General features: G+C 72.5%; 18 protein-coding genes. 15 read left to right on the top strand and 3 right to left on the bottom strand.

The window, feature by feature from the left end; translation table 11 throughout:
• The first annotated feature begins 129 nt into the window (after positions 1–129).
• The 3 genes from ACS5RC_RS03570 to ACS5RC_RS03560 are packed head-to-tail and all read left to right on the top strand — an operon-like array spanning position 130 to position 4,407.
• Entirely contained in the window at positions 130–1,182 is a 1,053-nt protein-coding gene (locus ACS5RC_RS03570; RefSeq protein WP_478342427.1) for a helix-turn-helix domain-containing protein, read from the top strand.
• Positions 1,169–2,512: an MFS transporter gene (locus ACS5RC_RS03565; RefSeq protein ID WP_478342426.1), complete on the top strand. Its 1,344-nt coding sequence runs from the start codon at positions 1,169–1,171 to the stop codon at positions 2,510–2,512. The genes ACS5RC_RS03570 and ACS5RC_RS03565 overlap by 14 nt, the downstream gene beginning before the upstream one ends.
• 32 nt (positions 2,513–2,544) lie before the next feature.
• Positions 2,545–4,407 (top strand): glycoside hydrolase family 15 protein, encoded by a 1,863-nt coding sequence (locus ACS5RC_RS03560; protein ID WP_478342425.1) that lies wholly within the window; start codon positions 2,545–2,547, stop codon positions 4,405–4,407.
• A gap of 6 nt (positions 4,408–4,413) precedes the next feature.
• Here the strand turns inward: ACS5RC_RS03560 and dut are convergent, their stop codons facing one another.
• Both dut and ACS5RC_RS03550 read right to left on the bottom strand, forming a co-directional pair.
• The gene (gene dut, locus ACS5RC_RS03555) at positions 4,414–4,887 is read right to left on the bottom strand and encodes a dUTP diphosphatase (protein WP_478342424.1); all 474 of its coding nucleotides are present in this window, start codon (positions 4,885–4,887) and stop codon (positions 4,414–4,416) included.
• The gene (locus tag ACS5RC_RS03550; RefSeq protein WP_478342423.1) at positions 4,884–5,768 is read right to left on the bottom strand and encodes an HpcH/HpaI aldolase/citrate lyase family protein; all 885 of its coding nucleotides are present in this window, start codon (positions 5,766–5,768) and stop codon (positions 4,884–4,886) included. The genes dut and ACS5RC_RS03550 overlap by 4 nt, the downstream gene beginning before the upstream one ends.
• A 106-nt stretch (positions 5,769–5,874) precedes the next feature.
• On the opposite strand from ACS5RC_RS03550, the gene ACS5RC_RS03545 reads away from it, so the two are divergent.
• From ACS5RC_RS03545 to ACS5RC_RS03535, 3 genes are all read left to right on the top strand, one after another.
• Positions 5,875–6,645, top strand: a complete 771-nt coding sequence (locus ACS5RC_RS03545; protein ID WP_478342422.1) for a DUF429 domain-containing protein — start codon at positions 5,875–5,877, stop codon at positions 6,643–6,645.
• 9 nt (positions 6,646–6,654) lie between these two features.
• Positions 6,655–7,161: an NUDIX hydrolase gene (locus ACS5RC_RS03540; RefSeq protein ID WP_478342421.1), complete on the top strand. Its 507-nt coding sequence runs from the start codon at positions 6,655–6,657 to the stop codon at positions 7,159–7,161.
• 64 nt (positions 7,162–7,225) lie between these two features.
• Positions 7,226–7,891: a carbonic anhydrase gene (locus tag ACS5RC_RS03535; RefSeq protein WP_478342420.1), complete on the top strand. Its 666-nt coding sequence runs from the start codon at positions 7,226–7,228 to the stop codon at positions 7,889–7,891.
• A 91-nt stretch (positions 7,892–7,982) separates the two neighbouring features.
• Here ACS5RC_RS03535 and ACS5RC_RS03530 read toward each other — a convergent pair whose 3' ends face one another.
• Complete coding sequence (locus tag ACS5RC_RS03530; RefSeq protein ID WP_478342419.1) at positions 7,983–8,699, bottom strand: DUF4142 domain-containing protein; 717 nt, start codon at positions 8,697–8,699, stop codon at positions 7,983–7,985.
• A 224-nt stretch (positions 8,700–8,923) separates the two neighbouring features.
• Between ACS5RC_RS03530 and ACS5RC_RS03525 the strand changes: the two genes are divergently transcribed.
• From ACS5RC_RS03525 to ACS5RC_RS03485, 9 genes are all read left to right on the top strand, one after another.
• Positions 8,924–10,012, top strand: coding sequence for an acyltransferase family protein (locus ACS5RC_RS03525; protein ID WP_478342418.1), 1,089 nt, complete (start codon positions 8,924–8,926; stop codon positions 10,010–10,012).
• A gap of 45 nt (positions 10,013–10,057) precedes the next feature.
• Complete coding sequence (locus ACS5RC_RS03520) at positions 10,058–10,921, top strand: universal stress protein (protein WP_478342417.1); 864 nt, start codon at positions 10,058–10,060, stop codon at positions 10,919–10,921.
• 122 nt (positions 10,922–11,043) lie between these two features.
• The gene (locus ACS5RC_RS03515) at positions 11,044–11,694 is read left to right on the top strand and encodes a hypothetical protein (RefSeq protein WP_478342416.1); all 651 of its coding nucleotides are present in this window, start codon (positions 11,044–11,046) and stop codon (positions 11,692–11,694) included.
• Positions 11,695–11,803: 109 nt separating this feature from the next.
• Positions 11,804–12,220 carry an HIT domain-containing protein gene (locus ACS5RC_RS03510; protein ID WP_478342660.1) on the top strand — a complete coding sequence of 139 codons (417 nt, stop codon included), beginning with the start codon at positions 11,804–11,806 and terminating at the stop codon, positions 12,218–12,220.
• Between the two features lie 34 nt (positions 12,221–12,254).
• Positions 12,255–13,160: an NAD(+) diphosphatase gene (gene nudC / locus ACS5RC_RS03505; protein WP_478342415.1), complete on the top strand. Its 906-nt coding sequence runs from the start codon at positions 12,255–12,257 to the stop codon at positions 13,158–13,160.
• A gap of 64 nt (positions 13,161–13,224) precedes the next feature.
• Complete coding sequence (locus ACS5RC_RS03500; RefSeq protein ID WP_478342414.1) at positions 13,225–13,878, top strand: glutathione S-transferase; 654 nt, start codon at positions 13,225–13,227, stop codon at positions 13,876–13,878.
• 582 nt (positions 13,879–14,460) lie between these two features.
• A complete protein-coding gene (locus ACS5RC_RS03495; protein WP_478342413.1) occupies positions 14,461–15,381 on the top strand; it encodes a 50S ribosomal protein L11 methyltransferase in 921 nt (306 codons plus the stop codon).
• Positions 15,382–15,443: 62 nt separating this feature from the next.
• Entirely contained in the window at positions 15,444–15,626 is a 183-nt protein-coding gene (gene rmf, locus ACS5RC_RS03490; RefSeq protein ID WP_478342412.1) for a ribosome modulation factor, read from the top strand.
• A gap of 62 nt (positions 15,627–15,688) precedes the next feature.
• Positions 15,689–17,509 carry an aminopeptidase P family protein gene (locus ACS5RC_RS03485; RefSeq protein ID WP_478342411.1) on the top strand — a complete coding sequence of 607 codons (1,821 nt, stop codon included), beginning with the start codon at positions 15,689–15,691 and terminating at the stop codon, positions 17,507–17,509.
• Positions 17,510–17,535: the final 26 nt, after the last annotated feature.

Here is a 17,535-nt window from a genome sequence, read left to right as displayed (position 1 = left end):
TAGGGTGGACCTCACGCCAGTGGTTGCGGACACGTGAATAGCCGGCCCTCCGAAATCGCTCTACCACCGGCTGCCGATTGATTTCGGGCGCGGTTCGAGCAAGCCCCCTGCACGTGCGTCGTGGTAGCCATGTCCTCTGCATCAACGATCCTGGGCGGCGCGACCCGGCCGACGGTCCCGATCCTGAGCTTCGGCACGACGCCGGAGGCGGCGGACGAGCCCGCTGGCTTCGGGGGATACCACGACCTCTACGCTGCGGCCGCGGACGTGGCACGAACGGACGAGCCGTTCCGCGCCCATGTCCGCATCCATCGCTTTCCCCGGATGCTGCTGTCCGAGCGCCGCCTCGATGGCGTGATCCATACCCGCGGACCTGACAGGGTCAGACGGGACGGCTTCGATCATCTCGCGATCCATCTTGTCCTGTCCGGAGACCTTTTCGGAGGACCCGCGGGCTCGGAGCATCGCGTCGGCCCCGGAGAGATCCTGCTCCTCGACACTGCGCAGACGCACCGGACCCGGATGGTCGATGCGCACACGATCTCGCTCTCGGTGGCGCGCGACCAGATCGAGTCCGCGATTCCCGCCCTGAAGCCGCTGCACGGCTCGGTGGTGTCCGCCGAGACCGGCGGATTGCTGGCGGATTTCCTGCGCTCGCTGTGCCGACGCGCGCCGACGATGCCCGTCGCGTCGTACGACGGGGCGGCGCGCGCCGTCGCGGCGCTGCTGGCGGGCGGGATCGGGCATCGGCGCATGCTCGCCCAGGCAGGCGTCGAGGATGCGCTGATGCAGGTCAGGCGCGAGCGCGCGGAGGCGTTCATCGAGGCGCATCTCCCCGATGCCAAGCTCGACGCACGCGTCGTCGCCGAGGGCACCGGCCTCTCGCGGACCGTGCTCTACCGGCTCTTCACCGACGATGGCGGCCTCGGCCACTACCTTCAACGGCGGCGCCTCGAGCGCATGCGGGCGGCGCTGCGGCGTGCCGGCGAGGCGCGCTCGGTCTCGGGGCTCGCCTACGCGCACGGTTTCACCAGCGAGAGCCATTGCAGCCGCAGCTTCCGGGCAGCCTTCGGAGCACCGCCCGGCCAGTACCGCGAGGAGATGCGCCGGTGCCGCCTCTCCGGATCCGCGTCGGACAACCCGGCCTCGACCTTGGCCGAGTGGAACCATGAGCTCTACTGACCGGGACGGTCTCTCCGGCTGGCCCCTGGTTCTGCTGCTCGCCACGACCCACGTCTCGGTTTTCATCGACAGGACCCTGGTCTCCCTCGTCGCCCAGCCGCTGAAGCACAGCTACGACCTCACCGATGCGCAACTCGGCCTGCTCCAGGGCTCGGCCTTCGTTCTGCTTCATGCGGCGGCGCTGCCGATCGCCGGGATGCTCTGCGACCGGGGCTATCGGCGCGTCGTCCTGATGACCGGAATCGGCGCGTCGGCGATCGCCACGGCGAGCTTCGGGCTTGCGGGGAGCTTCGCCGAGCTGGTGGGATGCCGGCTCGCGCAGGGCCTGGGCCAGGCCTGTATCGCGCCGGCGGCGATCGCCCTGCTGACCTATCGGCTGCCCCGCCCACATCTCGGTCTCGGCGTCGCGGCCTTCACGGCCGCGGGCAGCGTCGGCCGCAGCCTCGCCTTCCTGGGCGGCGGGGCGCTGCTCGCGCTGATCTCGAGCCGCGCGGCGTCGGGCGGGATGCCGTTGACGCATTGGCAGCACCTCTTCCTGCTGCTCGGCCTGCCCTGTCTGGTCCTCCTGCCGCTCGCGGCCCTGGTCATCGAGCCGGCAGCCCGCACCCGGTCGCGGCTGCGGCCGGCGCTCGCCTGGATCATTCGCCGCAGGAGTCGCTACCTCCCGCATACCGGTGCCGCGATCGCCGCGATGCTCATCGTCCAGAGCCTGATCGCCTGGGCTCCCACCTTCTACATCCGCGCCTTCGGGCTGGTGCCTTCCGAGAGCGGGATCATCCTCGGCTCGCTCGTGCTCGTCGCGGCGCCGCTCGGACACTTGGCCGGCGGATACGTCCTCGACCGGCTACGCCGCCGCGGCCGATCGGTCCCGGGTTCGGACATGCTCCTGGGTGCGCTCTGCGTCGTGCTGCCGGCCAGCGCGACGATGAGCCTTGCTCCCAACCTGCCGGTCTCGCTCGCCGGCTTCACGATCCTGATCGTCGCCCTGGGCAGCGCGAGCCCTGCGGCGCTCGGCGGCATCCAGCTCCTCACGCCCGTCGCGCTGCGCGGCCGGGTCACCGGGCTCTTCATCGCCGTGGTCGCCCTGGTCGCCGCCGGCATCGGCCCGGTGGCGGTCGGGCTCCTCAACGACCGGATCTTCGGCACGGCCGGCGTCGGGTCGGCGCTGCTGGCGGTGTTCGGACCGGTCGCCCTCATGGGGATCGTCTTCGCGCAGCTTGCCGGGCGCAGCGGCCGCCGGGCCGCGCACGGACCGGGTCGGAACGGAGGGCCGCTCGCGCGCCTGTGGCATATCGTCAAGCTGGGCTCGCCGGTCGCGCGGCGGCGTTAGTTCCCGAAGGCAATCCAGGACCTGTCCGAGCCGTGTCGAAGCCCATCAGCGATTACGCCCTCATCGGCGACACGCATTCCAGCGCCCTGGTCGCGGGCGACGGCTCCATCGACTGGCTGTGCTGGCCCCGCCACGATTCGCCCGCCCTGTTCCTCAAGATCCTGGACGACGTGAAAGGGGGCTCCTGCAGCGTCGACTTCGACGGGCTGGAGGGCACGTCGCGCCGCTACCTGCCCGAGACCAACGTCCTGGAGACGACCTTCGAGACGGCGACCGGGCGGGCGGTGCTGATCGACCTCATGCCCGTGAACCCGCCGACGACGCAATCGGACGAAGGACCGGACGGCGAGACCGAGAGCCGCCTGCTGCGGCTCCTCACCTGCGTGAGCGGGCGGGTGACGGGCGCGTTCCGCGTCCGGCCGACCTTCGATTACGCCCGCTGTCCCTGCACCCCGATCGAGGAGGCGCACTGGGTGCTGTTCGAGGCGGGCGAGCAGCGCGTCCGCGTGAGCGCGGGGGAGCGTCCCCGGGTCGAGGGCGACGCGGCGGTGACCCGCTTCGATCTCGGCACTGACGCGACGACCTATCTGGTGCTCACCCATGGCGAGGACGACGCCGCCGCGGGCATCGAGGATTTCGCGGGGGCGCAGCTCCGCGCCGACGCCACGATCGGGTATTGGCGGCGCTGGAGCGCGCGCTGCAGCTATGACGGCCCCTACCGCGACGCGGTGCTGCGCTCGGCATTGTGCCTCAAGCTGCTGACCTACTCGCCGACCGGCGCGATCATCGCCGCGGCGACGGCAGGGCTGCCCGAGGCGCTGCCGGGCAACCGCAACTACGATTACCGCTTCACCTGGATGCGGGACGCCGCCTTCACGGTCACCGCCTTCGTGATGCTCGGCTACGTGCGCGAGGCCGCCGAATTCCTGCGCTTCCTGCGCGAGGCGGACGGCAGCTTCGGCCGCAGCACGAAGCTCCTCTACGGTATCGCCGGGGCGATGCCGCCGGAGGAGCCGCTCACCCACCTCTCGGGATGGCGCGGCGTCGGGCCGGTTCTGATCGGCAACGCCGCCGAGCACCAGGATCAGAACGACATCTACGGCGAGCTGATCCGGGCGCTCTGCGTCTTCCTGGAGGCGGTGGATTACGATCCGCCCGAGAAGGTCAACGACCGCTTGCCGGAGGTGCTCGACAATCTCACGCGCCGGGCGCTTGAGAGCCGCGACAAGGCCGATCACGGCATCTGGGAGCTGCGCACAGGCCCGCGCCAGCAGCTTCACACCAAGGCGATGATCTGGGTGGCGCTGCGCGACGCCGCCCGCATCGGCCGCAACATCGCGGGCGTGCCGGCTGACAAGATCGCGGCCTGGGAACGGGCCGCCGAGGAGATCCGCGCCGAGTATCTCGACCGGTGCTGGAATCCGGAGAAGCGCGCCTTCGTAGGCGCCTACGGTTCGACCCATCTGGATGCGGCCGTGCTGCGCGTCGTCCTGTTCGGCGCGCTCGACCCGCAGGATCCGCGCACGCTCTCGACCCTCGCCGCGATCGAGGACGAACTCGGCGTCGGCGACCTGATCTACCGCTACCGCATGGAGGACGGGCTGGAGGGAGACGAGGGCACCTTCACGCCCTGCGCCTTCTGGCGGGTTGGCTGCCTCGCGCTGGCCGGGCGGACCCAGGAGGCGACGGCGGCGTTCGAGCGCCTCGTCGCGCGCGGCAACGACGTCGGTCTCTTCGCCGAGGAGATCGATGCCGAGAGCGGCGAGCAGCGGGGCAACACGCCCCAGGGCTTCTCGCATATGGCGCTGATCAACGCGGCGCTGCGCCTCGAGGCCTGCATCGGCCGTTTCGGGATGCCCGGGGAGGCGGATGCGTTGCGGCGCGCGGCGGAGTGAGGCGTCTCAGCGGCCGGTCGAGCCGAAGCCGCCCGCGCCGCGGCCCGTGCTCGGCGGGGCGGCGTCCAGGATCGTGAGGCGCGGGCGCAGGATCCGGGTGAACACGATCTGGGCGATGCGCTCCCCGGGCTCGATGCGGATCGGCGGCGCCGGCGACGGGTTGCGGTTCCAGGCCGAGATCAGGAGCGGGCCCTCGTAATCGGCGTCGATCACGCCCGTCCCGTTGCCCATCACCAGCCCCTCGCGGTGGCCGCGGCCGGAGCGGGGCAGCACCAGCCCGCACCAGTCCGGATCGCGGATCAGGACGGAGAAGCCCGCAGGGATCAGCGCGGGGGGCGCCTGCGCCTCGAGCAGGAGCGGCGCGTCAAGGCAGGCGTACAGGTCGAGCCCGGCCGATCCCGCCGAGCCCCAGCGCGGGAACCCCCAGGCCGCCAAGCGCGGATCGAGCAGCCGGATCGCGATCTCGGGCGCACCGCTCATGCGTGGATCCGCGCCACGCCCTCGGCGAGCGCGAGGAGCCGCCTTGCCTCCTCGGCATGCAGCCGCTCGACCATGCGGCCCCGGAACGCGATGGCTCCGCGACCGCGGTTCCCCGGCTCGGCGAAGGCCGCGATCAGCGCCTCGGCCTCGCCGATCTCCTCGGGCGTGGGACCGAAGGCGGCATTGGCCGGCCCGATCTGGCTCGGATGGATCAGCATCTTGCCGTCAAACCCGCAGGCGCGACCCTGCGCGCACTCGGCCGCGAATCCGTCCGCGTCGTCGAAGGCGTTGTAGATGCCGTCGATCACGTCGATCTCGTAGGCGCGGGCTGCGGCCACCGCGCCCATCAGCCAGGGCAGCAGTGGCGCCCGGCCCGGGCCGGGGCGGAGACGACCCGCCTTCGCGAGGTCGTTGGGGCCCACGACGAGGCAGGCGAGGCGTACCTCGACGTCGCGGGCCGCGCTCGCGATGTCGGCGAGGTTGAGGATCGCCAGCGGGCTCTCGATCATCGCCCAGATCCGCAGCCCCGCGGGCGCCCGCAAGCGGCGCAGGCGCGAGCCGACGGCGACGAGGGCGTCGGCGCCCGTCACCTTCGGCACCAGGATGGCGTCGGGCCCGGCTGCGGCCAGGGCGGCGAGATCGTCCTCGCCGTGATCGCCGTCGAGGGGGTTGATCCGGACTACGACCTCGCGCCGGCCGAATCCGCGGGCGGCCACCGCGGCGGCGACGGCGGAGCGGGCCTCGGCCTTGACCTCCGGCGCGACCGCGTCCTCAAGGTCGATCATCACCACGTCGCAGGGCAGCCCGCGCGCCTTCTCGAGGGCGCGGGGGTTGGAGCCGGGCATCGACAGCACGCTGCGGCGCGGGCGGATCTCGGTCATGGCGGCTCCCCGTGCCCGGTGGCAGGCTGGGGCCGGCGATACCGCTCCGGCCGGGCGGGCACAAGCGTGGGCACGGGCGTGAGCACGCGCAGGAACGGGAGGCGGCGTGGCGCGCTGGATCGGGGGACTCGACGGCTGCCGTGGCGCCTGGGCCGGCGTGCTGCTCGATCTCGACGACCCGACCCGGTACCGCGTCGGGCTGTTCGGCAGCGTCGCGGCGCTGCTCGACGCGCCCGAGGCGCCGCTGCGCGTCGGCATCGACGTGCCGATCGGGCTGCCGGACCGCTCGGAGGGCGGCGGCCGGTCCGCCGACCGCGCGGCGCGGGCTCTTCTCGGGCGTGAGGGCCGGGCGAGCGTCTTCCCGGTGCCGCCGCGCGCGGCGCTCTACGCTCCCGATTACGAGACCGCCAAGGCCCTGTCCCGGCGGGACAGCGCGCCGCCCTTCGCACCCTCCATCCAGTGCTGGAACATCGGCCGCTACATCCGCGAGGTCGACGGATTGCTGCGCGCACGGCCGGACTTGCGAGCCCGCCTCCACGAGGTCCACCCCGAGATCGCCTTCCGCTGCCTGAACGGCGGCCGGCCGGTCGCGGCGGGCAAGAAGGGGCCGCGGCGGGCGGAGGGGCTCGCGGCGCGGCGCGCGCTCCTGGCCGAGGCCGGCCTGCCCGCCGGCCTCCTCGGCGTCTCCCGCCCGCGCGGCGTGGGCGCGGACGACCTCCTCGACGCGATGGCGGGCCTCGTCGTCGCCCGCGACATCCTGGACGGCCGTGCCCGCCCCCTGCCCGACCCGTTCGAGCGGGACGCGCACGGGCTGCCTGTCGTGATCTGGGCGCCGGGGATACGCCGCGAGGGTGAGGCTCGGGCCGAATCCTGCTAACCAGCGTCCATGAGCGACACCCTCACGATCCGCCACATCGCCCGCGCCCTGGTCTTCGACCCGCAGGACCGGCTCCTGCTGATCGAGTACCGCTCCGTGCACGCGGTCGGTCCGGACGGACGGGCGAAGACGTTCTGGTTCATGCCGGGCGGCGGCCTGGAGCCCGGCGAGAGCCATGTCGAGGCCTGCCACCGCGAGCTCGTCGAGGAGATCGGGCGCGAGACCGAGATCGGGCCGCAGGTCGCGACCTGCGACGGGCCGTTCCACCTGTTCAACAAGTCGCGGGATGCGCGCGAGCGCTACTTCCTCGTCCGTCTCCCCGACGATCGGGTCGATACCAGCCGCTTGGCCGAGACCGAGGACAATCCCGTGGTCGGCACGCGCTGGTGGCCCCTCGCGGACCTCGGCGCCAGCGCGGAACACATCGAGCCGGCGGGACTTGCGGACTTGGCAGCGCGCCTCGCCCGAGGGATTATCCCTGACGAACCCGTCGTTCTGTCATGGCGGGACGCCTGAGTCGGCAGGACCAGCCGGCCGCTGTCGCGTCGCGCGGCTTCATCACGCCATCGCAGGAGAGCGCATGTTTCCCGAAGCCCTGACCGAAGGGTACCGATCGTTTCTCGATACCCGGTTCCCGCATGAGAGCCGGCGCTTCAAGCAACTCGCCACCAGTCAGGATCCGGACGTCCTGGTGATCAGCTGCTGCGACAGCCGCGTCGCGCCCGAGGCCATCTTCGATGTCGGCCCCGGCGAGCTGTTCGTGATCCGCAACGTCGCCAACATCGTGCCGGTCTACGAGACCGGCGGCGATTACCACGGCACCTCGGCGGCGATCGAGTTCGCCGTGCAGTCGCTGGAGGTGAAGCACATCGTGGTGTTGGGCCATGCCACCTGCGGCGGCATCAAGGCCTACGCCAACAAGGCCAAGCCGCTCTCGCCGGGCAACTTCATCGGAAAGTGGGTCTCGCTGGTGGCCCCGGCCGAGGCGAAGGCCGGCGATTCGTCGGCGCCGGACTACCTGACGCGGCTCGAGCACGCGATGGTGAGCCAGAGCATCGAGAACCTGATGACGTTCCCGTTCCTGGCCGAGCGGGTGGCTGCGGGCAAGCTCCAGCTCCACGGGGCGCATTTCGGCGTCGCCACCGGCAACCTGCTGATCCGCGACCCGGCGACCGGCGATTTCGTTCCCGCCATCGACCGCGAGGGCCGGCCGGTTCGACCCGCCGCGATGATGACCTGCGACTGATCGGGCCGCCGGACATGGGAAGGGCGGCGGATCCTGCGATCCGCCGCCCTCTCCGTCTGTGAGCGCCCGGCCGGACGGCCGGGCGTCCGGATCACATGCGGCCGGCGCCCGGAAGGCGCTGCGCCTCCTGGAAATGGTGCTCGTAGACCGGGAGCGCCTGCTGCGCGTAGGTGCGCAGGGCCGGGTTCGGCCCGGAAGCGACGTAGGCCTGCGTCATGCCGATCGTCATCTGGTGGGCCCGCAGCTGCTGGCTCACGTAGAGGCGGTCGAAGCGGGCGCCGGGCGGGGTCGCGGACAGCTCGGCCAGCATGGCCTGCTGCTCGGGGCTCGGCTGCACGATGGTGCTGGCGGTCGCATCGACGTCGCCGCCGCCGAGGCGGCTGCCGACGGCCGCGCCGCGCGCCGCACCGGCTCCGGCGCCCTCGAGGCCGCCGACCGGGCCGCCACTCAGCGTGCCGCCGACGATGCCGGTCGCCGCACCCGTGGCGGCGCCGACCGCACCGCCCGCGACCGCGAGCGGGGCGGTGATCAGGGCACCCGGGCCGTCGAGCGCGCCGCCCTGGGCGGCGGCGTAGCTGCCGGCGCCACCCGCCAGGGCGACGTTGGCCGAGCGGTGATCGCGGATCGCCTCGCGGGCGAAGCTGCGGATCTGCGGGTTGCGCGACTTGCTGAGCGCGATCTGGCTCGACTGGATCTCGAAGGCGTTGGCCTGCATCGCCTGGAGGCGGTAGTCCATCATGCCCTGGGCCATCGCGGGCGTGGACGCGGCGACGACGAGCGCGGACAGTGCGGCGTATGTCTTGAGCATTGCAATCCTCGAATACGAAAAATGAGCGTGCAGACCTCAGCAACACGTCGGTTCGCGAGGTCTCGGACCACCCCGAACGGTGATCTCGCTTCTCGCCATGAACGGGAGGATTGGACGTTTGTTCCTCGGGACCGCGGAGCATTTTCATGTCCGAGGGATGGGATTTCCGGCCCGGGAGCCCTGTCCGTGAAACGCGCGCCGGTGGGCGCGCAGGGGTCCGGGACTTGAGGCTCGACCGGATCCAGGACCTGCGGGCGGTAGCGGCCGCGATGGTCGTCGTGCACCACATCCGGCACGAACTCGGCGCCCTCGGGCTCGCCGCGGACGCGATCCCCGCGCTGCCGTGGTGGGCGGGGGTCGACATCTTCTTCGTGATCTCGGGCTTCATCATCGTCCACGCCTCGGGACCCCGCTACGCAGGGCCCGGTGGCCCGCGGCGCTTCCTCGCGCATCGGCTGGCGCGGGTGGCCCCGCTCTACTGGGCGGTCACGTTGCTCTTCCTCGGCGTCCTGCTGGCGAGCCCGGACAGCCTCGGAGGCGCCGCCGCGGCGAGCCCCGGCGCCCTCGCGGCCTCGATCCTGTTCCTTCCGGCCATGCGCCCCAACGGCAGCCTGCAGCCGGTCTACGGCCTCGGCTGGACACTGAACTACGAGATGCTGTTCTACGTCGTCTTCGCGCTCGGGCTGAGGGCGGGACGGCGCGCGGCGGTGCTGTGGACCGGGACCGTTCTGGGCGGCCTCGTGAGCGCGGGCGCGCTCCTGCGCTTCGAGGCCGCGCCGCTCGTGTTCTGGTCGAACCCGATCGTCCTCGAGTTCCTGCTCGGTGCCGGGCTCGGGCTCGCCCGGGGCGCGGGATTGCGGCTCTCCGGCAGAGCCCGCCTCGGCCTCGCGGCGCTCGGGACTGTCGGGCTCCTCCTACCCGGCGCCGGCGAGGTCGCGGGCTTCGCGCGTCCGCTCCTGCTCGGGCTGCCGGCCGCCGGCCTGGTCGCGGCGGCCGCCTTGTGCGAGCCTCGGGCGCCCCGGTCCGCCCCGGGCTTCCTGAGCCGCCTCGGCGACGCCTCCTACGCGCTCTACCTCGTTCACCCCTTCGCCCTGCGCGCCGTGCGCATCGGGCTCGGCCGGCTCGGGCTCGCCCCCGGCGCCTGGGTCGCGGCGGCCCTGATGCTCGGCGCGAGCGTCGCGCTCGCCCTGTTCGTCCATCGCGCTCTCGAGCGTCCGCTGAGTAGAGCCGCGCGACGCCTCCTCGATCCGGCCTCGGAAAAGCGTGTGCGCGGGCCCGGGCCCGCGGTTTCCCGGCGGCCCGAACCGCACTAGCCTCCGGGCGACGGCCTCTGCAGGCGAGGTCCGAAGGATCCGGCGATGAAGACCCTGCTCGTACCCGTGGCGCTGCACGACACGCTGCCCTCCGTCTTCGAGACCACGCGCCTGATGGCCCAGCGCTTCGGCAGCCTGATCGAGGGCGTCTCGCTGCGCCCGGCGCTCGCCGAGTACGTGCCCGTCGACATGGTGGGCGGCATGACCTGGCTGCGCGACGAGGAGGCCGACCGCGCCGAGGCCGAGGAGGCGGGGAGCCGCTTCATCGCCTTCATGGACGGTGCCGGCATCCCGCGCCACGCCCGAGACGGGCTCTGCACGCCGGAGAACGTCGCGGGCGCCGGGCCCCGCTACCGCTGGCGCCAGGACGTGCCGGCCGGCGACAGTTTCCTCGGCCAGTATGCCCGCCTGTTCTCCGCGACCATCGTCGGCCGCCCGGGCTCGGCGGACGGGTCCCCCAGCATGGCGACCTTCGAGACGGCTCTATTCGAGGGCGGCCGCCCGATCCTGCTGGCGCCGCCGACGCCGCCGACCGCGATCGGCGAGGCGATCGTGATCGCCTGGAACGGATCGACCGAGACGGCCCGGGCCGTCGCCTTCGCGATGCCGCTCCTCCGCGCCGCGAGCCGGATCCTCGTCCTCAGCGTCGAGGGCGGCACCGTGCCGGGGCCGAGCGCGGAGGATCTGGCCCGCTCGCTCGCCTGCGAGGGCGTCGCGGCCGAGCACCGGGCGCTGCCGGCCGGGCGACGCACCCCCGGCGAGACCTTCATCACCGAGGCCAAGGCCTATGGCTGCGACCTCCTGATCAAGGGTGCCTATACCCAGAGCCGTCTGCGTCAGATGATCTTCGGCGGCCCGACCAGCCATCTCCTCGCCCATGCCGACCTGCCGATGTTGATGGCGCACTGACCGCACCGACTGACGCCGGGGCGCGGAACCGTGGCAGCAGGCATGCGTTGCGGGACGGCCGCGCCGGTCTCCCGGCCGGCCCCGCTCACGCCCCCTTCCGCCGGCCGACGGAGCGCCCTGCCGTGATCCGATTTTCCCACCTCCTGCTCGTCGCCAGCCTGACGCTCATCGGTCCGGTCCAGGCGCAGGCGCCCTCGGACGCCGAGGACGTTCCGTCCTCCGAATTGCTGCGGCGGGCCGAGATCCCATCGATGCGCTACCGCGGAACGGTGGAGCGGCGGGACGACGAATTCCTGACGGTCCGCCTGCGCCGGGGCGGCACGCTGACCATGCGGATGCACCCGAAGACCCGGGTCTTCGCCGCGGTCCGGAGCGTGGTGCGCGACATCAAGCCCGAGAGCTATGTCGGCATCGTCGCCGAGCCGGGCGCCGAGGCCGCGCGACCGAGCCTCGTGACGATCTTCTCGCCCTCCGAGCGCGGGTTTGAGGCCGGGACCCAACCCTGGGACACCGCGCCGGGCGCGACCTTCACGGCCGGGTGGATCGACGCCGTGGAGGGCCAGGACGCGCGGCGGATCCACCTGCGCTACCCGGAGGGCGACCGCTCCTTCACGGTGCCGGCCGGGACGCGCACGACCCAGATGGGCCCCGGCGAGCGCGGTCTGCTCGTGCCGGGCGCGGAGCTCACGGTGTTCGTGCGCACCGATGCGGCGGGAAGCCGCAACGCCGATCTCGTCGTGGTCGGTCGGCAGGGCGTCACCCCCACGCTCTGATCCCGGCCGCACGACGCGGCGATCCGAACGCAATCCGTGCGCCGCGGGTGCGTTCGCGCACGCCGCGCCCGGCGCGCACGGCGTGAGCACCGCCCTATACTCTCCGGCCATGACCGACGCGTTCACCCTCGATCCCCGCCTCGACGGCGATGCCGTGCAGATCGGGGACCTCCCGCTCTGCCGCGTCCTGCTGATGGACGACGCCCGCTTCCCCTGGATGATCCTGGTGCCCCGGCGCGCGGGCGTCAGCGAGCTGACAGACCTCGCCCCTGCGGACGGCGCCCTCCTGTGGGAAGAGGTTCGCCTCGGCGTCGGTGTGATGCAGGCGCTGGCCAAGCCCGACAAGGTGAATGTCGGCGCGCTCGGCAACGTGGTCGCGCAGTGCCATCTGCACGTGGTCGGGCGGTTCCGCTCCGATCCGGCCTGGCCCGGTCCGGTCTGGGGCCACGGCGAGCGCAGGCCCTACCCGCCCCATGCCCGCGCCCAGCTGATCGAGCGGGCTGCCGCCCTGTTCGCCGCCGCCTGAGCGCGCCGCGCGCCTCGCCGACAAGGTTCTCTCGATGACCGATCCCCTCGCGACCCTCGGCTTCGCCCGGAGCCGCCTCCTGCGCCATTCGTCGGAGCAGCCGGAATCCGCCGTGCCGGAGCCCGACGCGCCGGGTGTCCGGACGGTCGTCATGGCGGGTGACCGCCTGGTGCTGCGGGACGGCAGCGCGCTCATCGCGCGGGCGGAAGCGCTGCCAGGCGGCGCTCCGATCCGCCAGCGCGTCTTCCTCGGAACGCTGGAGGGCGTGCCCGTCTTCGCGCAATCGGTCGCCGCCGACGCGGTGGCGGAGATCGAGGCCGCGGGCCTCCGGACGCTCGACCTGCGCAGCATCGCTCAGGAAGGCGCGGTCGAGCCCGAGGAGCTCGGCCTCCTCGCCACCGCCAAGTCGCTGCTCGACTGGCACGCCCGGCACGGCTTCTGCGCCAATTGCGGTTCGGCGACCGCGATCCGGGCCGGCGGCTTCCGGCGCGAGTGTCCGACCTGCGAGGCGCATCACTTCCCCCGCGTGGATCCCGTGGTGATCATGCTGGTGCGGCGCGGCGACACCTGCCTGCTCGGGCGCGGCGCCCACTTCAAGGAGGGGATGTACTCCTGCCTCGCCGGATTCCTCGAGCCCGGCGAGACCATCGAGGCGGCCGTCGCGCGGGAGGTCTTCGAAGAGACCCGGGTGCGCGTCGGCGCCGTATCCTACCACGCGTCGCAACCCTGGCCCTTCCCGTCCTCCCTGATGATCGGCTGCATCGCCGAAGGGCTAGACGAGGCCATCGTCACGGATCCGTCCGAGCTGGCCGACGCGCGCTGGTTCGACCGGGCCACGGTGGCGCTGATGTTGGAGCGCACCCACCCGGACGGACTGTCGGCGCCGCCTCCGATGGCGATCGCCCACACGCTGCTGCGGGCCTTCCTGGCCGGGTCCTGAGACGCCGCACCCGTCCCACCTGCGCTGCCCGAGACCTACCCGACACTTGCCCGGACCCGGCCCGATGATCACCGTCCACCATCTCGAGAACAGCCGCTCCCAGCGCGTGCTCTGGCTGCTCGAGGAGCTCGGCCTCGACTACGAGATCAAGCGCTATGCTCGCGACCCCAGGACGATGCTGGCTCCGCCGGAGCTGCGCGCGGTCCATCCGCTCGGCAAGTCGCCGGTGATCACCGATGGCGAGACCGTCTTCGCCGAATCCGGCGCCATCGTCACCGCGTTGACCGAGCGCTGCGGCGGCGCTCTCGTCCCCACCGCGGCGGACGAGCGGAGACGCTACACCTACTACCTGCACTACGCCGAGGGCTCGGCGATGCCGCCGCTCCTCCTGAAGCTCGTCTTCTCGCGCCTCGCACCGGGGAGCCCGACCCTGCTGCGCCCGCTCGTCCGAGCTATCGCCGGCAAGGTGCTCGGCGGCTTCGTCGATCCCGAACTCGCGCGGCACGCGGCGTTCTGGGAACAGGCGCTGGCCGAGCGGCCATGGTTTGCCGGGCAGGCCTTCAGCGCGGCCGACATCCAGATGAGCTTTCCCCTCGAGGCCTTCGCGGCGCGTGGAACGGGCGCGGGGCCGGGCGTGCGCGACTGGCTGGCGCGGATCCATGCGCGGCCCGCCTATCAGCGCGCGCTGCGCCGGGGCGGTCCCTACGCCTATGCCTGACGACCGCGGCCGGGCCTGCCCTCAGCCGTCGGACTCCTCGGTCCGAGCCTTCTCGGACCTGTGCAGCCGGCTGAGCAGCACGAGCAGGGGACCCGGCAGGGGTCCGTCCGGCGCCTCGACGAGCCCCGTCACGGAGCGGCTCGTCGGCCGGGAGAGCTTGGCATTGTCGTTGAGGACAACCGGCCCACGGCGGACGGATCGTCTGGACTTGCTCACGCTTACGCACCCTCGCCACACACACCGCGTCGGATAGGCCAGCAGGAACGCGGGGCCGTTTGCCCAGTTCCGGCGCCTTCTACGCCCACGACGTGTACATTTTGCCTCAGTTCTGTGCGGCCGGCGCCAGGAATCGATATTTGCCGGCAAGAACCGCCGCCGAAGCTAGGCCGTTGGTGCGGACTGGCAATCGGGCCGCCCCGGTTTTCCCGGGGATCGGCCAGCCTCTGCCGCGAAGCGGATTTCCCTCGCGTGCGGCTTGCTCTAGTGGTCCCGATCTCCGCGGCGTCAGCGAGGGCCGGCGGGGATGGGCGGCTCCGGCGGAGCCGTCTCCCGAATCCGAGACGCCGGAGCGGACGCGCTGCCATGATCGAAGGCCTTCCCCCGCACCGCCCGACGCACGTGCTGCGGATGATGACCGACGAGGCCTCGGCGCGGGCGATGACCGACATCCTCGGTGAGATGTTCGACCCGACCGACACCGCGGTCGCCGCCTTCGAGGCGGAGGACGGCGTGACCTGGCGGCTCGAAGCGTATTTCGCCGACGCGCCCGACGAGGGCTTCGTGCGCGACCTGATCCGACCGGTCGTGGGGGATGCCGCCGACGCGGCTGAGTTCCGCACGATCGACCAGCAGGATTGGGTCCGCGCCTCCCTGGAGGGCCTGAAGCCCGTCCGCGCCGGCCGGATCCTGATCCACGGCGCCCATGACCGCGCGGCGGTGCGGGCGAACGACCTTCCCATCGAGATCGAGGCCGCCCTGGCTTTCGGCACCGGTCATCACGGCACCACCCTCGGCTGCCTGCGCGCGCTGATGGCGGAGTTGAAGTGCCGCCGCCCCGCTCACGTCCTCGATGTCGGCACCGGCACCGGCATCCTGGCCTTCGCCGCGGCCAAGGTGCTGCACGGCACGGTCGTTGCGGGCGACCTCGACCGCGAGGCGGTGATCACCGCCCGCGCCAACGCTCGGATGAACGGGCTCGGGCCCTATCTCCGCCTCTACGAGGGCCCGGGGGTGCGTCATCCCCTCGCCGACCGGCCGCGGCACTTCGACATCGTGTTCGCCAACATTCTGGCTCGGCCCCTGAAGAAGCTCGCCCCGACGCTCACCGCCGTCGTGGCCGAGGGCGGGGTGCTGATCCTGTCCGGCCTCATCGAGCGGGACGTGGCCGGCGTGCTCTCCACCTACCGCCTCCGCGGCTTCCACCTCGCGCGCAAGGGCGTGATCGAGGGCTGGGCGACACTGGTGTTGCGCCGCGGCGGCGCGGCGGCCCGGCCGCTCACCTGAGGCAGGACCGCGCGATTTTCGCGCAGGTGCGAACCGCCGCCCGGCGTCCGCATTCTCCTGTGATGAGCGCGCCGCACCAGCCAGCCGCCGACGCCGTCAGCGAGGGTGCCCGTGCCCGGGCGAGCGGGCGGCCGAAGGATGCCTGTCCGTATCCGGCGAATTCCCCGGAGCGCCGGGCCTGGCTCGAGGGCTACGACGGCGCCCCGCGCGACCGTGCCCCAGACCTGCCAACCGATCGCCACTGAGCGTTTCGCATGCCGGTCACCAGCCGGTTGCGGCCGGCCCGCGCGCTGCGATACTGGCGGCCATGAGCCCGCGCACCCGCTTCCAGACCTTCGACGACCCCAGCCACCGCAAGGGGCCCGAGCGCGTCGCTGCCCTTCGCGCGTCCCTGCGCGAGGCGGGCCTCGACGGCTTCGTGGTGCCCCGCGCCGACGAGCACCAGTCGGAATACGTGCCCGCCTATGCCGAACGGCTGGCTTGGCTAACCGGCTTCACCGGCTCGGCCGGCACGGCCGTAATCCTGACCGACGCCGCCGCGCTCGTCGTCGACGGGCGCTACACCCTGCAGGCGCCCGAGCAGGTCGATACCGCGACGTTCCGGGTCGTGCCGCTCGCGGAAACCAGCGTCGAGGCCTGGATCGCCGCGAACCTGCCGCGCGGCGCGGTGCTCGGCTACGACCCCTGGCTGCACACCCGGGACGGGCTGAAGCGTCTGGAGCGGGCGGCGACCCAGGCGGAGGCCCGGCTTCGGGCCGTGAGCGCGAATCCTGTCGATGCGGTCTGGGCCGGGCGGCCGCGACCGCCCGCAGGCGCGGTGATCGTCCACCCGGTCGCCCTCGCCGGGGAGCCGGCCGCTGGCAAGCTCGCCCGGATTCGCGCGGCGCTGGAGGCCGCTCGCTGCGACGTCCTGGTGATCTCCGACCCGCACAACCTTGCCTGGGCGTTCAACCTGCGCGGCAGCGATGTCGGGCACACCCCGCTCGCCCTCGGCTACGCCATCGTGCCGCGCAACGGCCGAGCCCGGCTGTTCCTGGTCTCGCCGCAGGTGACGCCCGAGGCCCGGGAGACGCTCTCGGAGATTGCCGACCTCGCCCCGCGCTCCGCCTTCGAGGCCGCTCTGGCGGACCTAGTAGGTCAGCGCGTCCGGCTCGATTCCGCCACAGCGTCCGTCGCGCTCGGCAACCGGATCGAGGCCGCGGGCGGCACCGTCGATCCGGGGCCGGATCCGATCACCGGGATGAAGGCTGTCAAAAGTGCAGCCGAGATCGCGGGGGCCCGCGCCGCGCATCGCCGCGACGGCGCCAGCGTGACGCGCTTCCTCGCCTGGCTCGATCGGACCGCCGCCGCGGGCGATCTCACCGAGATCGCCGCCGTGGAAGCGCTGGAGGATTTCCGCGCGGCGGGCGGCGACTTGCGCGACATTTCGTTCCCGACGATCTCTGGATCGGGCCAGAACGGCGCCATCGTGCATTACCGCGTCACCCGCGCCAGCGACCGCAGGGTGCAGCCGGGCGAGCTGTTCCTGATCGATTCCGGGGCACAGTACCCCGACGGGACCACCGACATCACCCGTACCGTCGCGGTCGGCACCCCGACGCCCGAGATGCGCGAGCGCTTCACCCGGGTGCTGAAGGGCCATGTCGCCATCGCGCGCGCAGTATTCCCCACCGGCGCGACAGGCGCGCAGATCGACACTCTGGCCCGGCTTCCGCTCTGGCAGGCCGGGCTCGACTTCGACCACGGCACCGGCCACGGCGTCGGCTCGTTCCTCTCGGTGCACGAGGGGCCGCAGCGCATCGCCAAAGCCGGCACGGTGGCGTTGGAGCCTGGGATGATCCTCTCGAACGAGCCGGGCTACTACAAGGCCGGGGCCTACGGCATCCGCATCGAGAACCTCGTCCTCGTCGAGCCGCGGACGATCCCAGGGGGCGAACGCGCCATGCTAGGCTTCGAGACGCTGACGCTCGCGCCCTATGACCGCCGATTGATCGAGACCCGGATGCTCGATCCGGGCGAGATCGCCTGGATCGACGCCTACCACGCGCGGGTGCGCGAGACTCTGGTGCCCGATCTCGACGCCGAAACCCGCGCTTGGCTCGAGGCCGCGACGGCGCCGCTCGCCTGAGCGCTTCGGCCGCGCACCGTTGCGGG

The organism is Methylobacterium sp. HJ2 (assembly GCF_056431005.1).
Note: the sequence above shows the minus strand (reverse complement) of the source record. Positions and strands in the feature narration are given on the sequence as shown.

Coding starts and splice junctions, on each gene's coding strand:
- ACS5RC_RS03540 (WP_478342421.1), top strand. CDS start 6,655: ATGAGCGACACCCTCACGATCCGCCACATCGCCCGCGCCCTGGTCTTC.
- ACS5RC_RS03510 (WP_478342660.1), top strand. CDS start 11,804: ATGACCGACGCGTTCACCCTCGATCCCCGCCTCGACGGCGATGCCGTG.
- ACS5RC_RS03570 (WP_478342427.1), top strand. CDS start 130: ATGTCCTCTGCATCAACGATCCTGGGCGGCGCGACCCGGCCGACGGTC.
- ACS5RC_RS03520 (WP_478342417.1), top strand. CDS start 10,058: ATGAAGACCCTGCTCGTACCCGTGGCGCTGCACGACACGCTGCCCTCC.
- ACS5RC_RS03485 (WP_478342411.1), top strand. CDS start 15,689: ATGAGCCCGCGCACCCGCTTCCAGACCTTCGACGACCCCAGCCACCGC.
- ACS5RC_RS03535 (WP_478342420.1), top strand. CDS start 7,226: ATGTTTCCCGAAGCCCTGACCGAAGGGTACCGATCGTTTCTCGATACC.
- nudC (WP_478342415.1), top strand. CDS start 12,255: ATGACCGATCCCCTCGCGACCCTCGGCTTCGCCCGGAGCCGCCTCCTG.
- rmf (WP_478342412.1), top strand. CDS start 15,444: ATGAGCGCGCCGCACCAGCCAGCCGCCGACGCCGTCAGCGAGGGTGCC.
- ACS5RC_RS03500 (WP_478342414.1), top strand. CDS start 13,225: ATGATCACCGTCCACCATCTCGAGAACAGCCGCTCCCAGCGCGTGCTC.
- ACS5RC_RS03565 (WP_478342426.1), top strand. CDS start 1,169: ATGAGCTCTACTGACCGGGACGGTCTCTCCGGCTGGCCCCTGGTTCTG.
- ACS5RC_RS03550 (WP_478342423.1), bottom strand. CDS start 5,768: ATGACCGAGATCCGCCCGCGCCGCAGCGTGCTGTCGATGCCCGGCTCC.
- dut (WP_478342424.1), bottom strand. CDS start 4,887: ATGAGCGGTGCGCCCGAGATCGCGATCCGGCTGCTCGATCCGCGCTTG.
- ACS5RC_RS03495 (WP_478342413.1), top strand. CDS start 14,461: ATGATCGAAGGCCTTCCCCCGCACCGCCCGACGCACGTGCTGCGGATG.
- ACS5RC_RS03530 (WP_478342419.1), bottom strand. CDS start 8,699: ATGCTCAAGACATACGCCGCACTGTCCGCGCTCGTCGTCGCCGCGTCC.